A 2,135-nucleotide genomic window follows, 5' to 3' on the forward strand; every position below is an offset into this window, starting at 1 on the left:
CGGCTCCGGCCCGGGAGGCGCGGCGCCACCGCTCCCGCTGTCCGGCGCGCCCTGATCCACCGGCAACCGAATGCCGACGCCCACCGCGCCGGACGACGGCACCGACGCCTCCGCCGGTACCCACGACGCCTCCGCCGCCGGCGCAGGGAGTCGTGCGACCCGGTCCCTGGCCGCGCACCACCGCGCGGCCCGCTCGCCGTCCCCGCACGCCCGCACGAAGGCCGCCAGCAGCTCCGGCCGGGGCGGTTGGTCACGGCTCAGCATGGTGGAGACGCTGCTGCGCGGCAGCACGTCCCCCACGGCGGCGGCCCGTTCCTCGAGCCGCCGGTACGACAGCCCGGAGCGGGCCTTGAGTTCCCGCAGCAACGTCATGAAGCGGCCTACATCCTGGACATCCTCAAGATCACCAGCCTTGTCAGGTTCCATGGGCGGAATCGTCATGGCGGCCGCTGATCGCCCACAACGGCCATGTCCGCCATTTATCGACTTCCGCGCAAGGGGGGGCGTTGACGCTCTCGAAAGCGCTGGAGGTTCAGCGCCATGAAGCACATTCGGTTCTCCTCGGCCCGGCGGCCGTGGTCGCGTCGGCGGCGGCCGTGGTCACGTCGGCGTGCCTGCTCGCCGTCCAGCCGACCGTCTCGCAGGCCGCGTCCGTCCAGGCCGAGAGCGCGCAGGTGACAACGGGATCTTCGTCGGTGGCAGCAACCACGTCATCGAGCGCGCCGTCACGCGCTTCAACCACGACACCGGTGCCATCGCCCGGTGTGCGAAGATCCGGCGCGAGGCGCGCCGGCACGGGGCGAGCTACCGCTTCCTGTTCATGCACCCCAGCGGTGCGGACCTGGAGCATCTGGCCTCGCTGGTGGACGCGGGCGAGTTGAAGCCGGTCATCGACCGCGTCTTCCCGTTTCGAGCAGATCGCCGCTGCCTTCGCCTTTCTGGAGCAGGGGCGCGCCAAGGGAAAGGTCGTCGTCGAAATGTGAGCCCCAGGCGATCCGACGTCACAGGATTCGCCGGACACAGCCTGGGCTCCCCGGCCCCGCGGCCCCGCGGCCCACCGAAAAAACCCGGCGCGGGGCGCATACCCAGTACCGTGCCGGAACGTACTCGACCGTAACCGGAGGAGATCGCATGCGGATCGACGGCACGACCGTCCTGCTCACCGGGGCCACCGGCGGCATCGGGCAGACTCTGGCCCGCGCGCTCGCGGCCAAGGGCGCCAAGCTGCTGCTCACCGGGCGCCGCGAGGAGGTGCTGCGGCCGCTGGCCGAGCGGCTGGGCGGCCGGGCGATCGTCGCCGATCTGGCCGAACGGTCCGATCTGGAGCGCCTGGTCGAGGACGCGGCGGAGGCCCGGATCCTCATCGCCAACGCCGCGCTGCCCTCCAGCGGCCCGGTCCTGGACTACCGGCCCGAGGAGCTGGACCGCGCCCTCGATGTCAATCTGCGCGCGCCGATGCTGCTGTCGCGGCTGATGGCACCGCGCATGGTGGAGTCGGGATCCGGTCAGCTCGTGATGATCGGCTCGCTTTCGGGCCGTACGGCCTCCCCCGGCGCCGCGCTCTACAACGCGGCCAAGTTCGGGCTGCGCGGCTTCACCCTGGGGCTGCGGCAGGACCTGCACGGCACGGGGGTGGGGGTCTCGCTGGTGCAGCCCGGATTCGTGGGCGACGCCGGGATGTTCGCCGACGCGGGCACGTCCCTCCCCACCGGGGTCCGGACGATCTCCAGCCGGCGGGTGGCGGCAGCGACCATCCGGGCCATCGAGCGGAACCGGGCCGAGGTGAACGTAGCCCCGCTGGAGTTGCGCCTGGGCAGCGCCCTCGGCGGGCTGTTCCCGACCCTCGCCGAGCGGGCCCAGCGGAGCGCGGGCGCCGGGGAGACGTCCCGTCAGCTCGCCGACGGGCAGCGCGGCAAGCGCTGAGCGGACCTGGTGAAGTCGGCTGCGGTTCAACAGCGCCGCCAAGGGGCGCGGGGAACTGCGCGACCAGCCACGACGGCGCCGCGGACGAACGACGGCACATCACGGCCAATCCCGCGGAGCGCTTCGCGCCACGGCCGGATGCGCGGGCGGTGTCGATGACCCGTCCGCGCACGGGTCATTGACACCGCCCAGCCCCCATGCCAAAGTTTCGC

General features: G+C 72.6%; 3 protein-coding genes. 2 read left to right on the forward strand and 1 reads right to left on the reverse strand.

Going from position 1 to position 2,135, the window contains the following annotated elements; genetic code table 11:
* Window positions 1–426, reverse strand: a 426-nt coding sequence (locus tag KN815_RS50670; protein ID WP_372458453.1) for a helix-turn-helix domain-containing protein, incomplete at its 3' end; no start/stop codon positions are given.
* A 394-nt stretch (window positions 427–820) separates the two neighbouring features.
* Between KN815_RS50670 and KN815_RS50675 the strand changes: the two genes are divergently transcribed.
* Window positions 821–1,117, forward strand: coding sequence for a zinc-binding dehydrogenase (locus tag KN815_RS50675; protein WP_253209206.1), 297 nt, complete (start codon window positions 821–823; stop codon window positions 1,115–1,117).
* A gap of 14 nt (window positions 1,118–1,131) precedes the next feature.
* Window positions 1,132–1,923 carry an SDR family NAD(P)-dependent oxidoreductase gene (locus KN815_RS24025; protein WP_216344009.1) on the forward strand — a complete coding sequence of 264 codons (792 nt, stop codon included), beginning with the start codon at window positions 1,132–1,134 and terminating at the stop codon, window positions 1,921–1,923.
* Window positions 1,924–2,135: the final 212 nt, after the last annotated feature.

It is taken from the genome of Streptomyces niphimycinicus, from assembly GCF_018883605.1.
In the GTDB taxonomy this organism is placed as follows: domain Bacteria; phylum Actinomycetota; class Actinomycetes; order Streptomycetales; family Streptomycetaceae; genus Streptomyces; species Streptomyces niphimycinicus.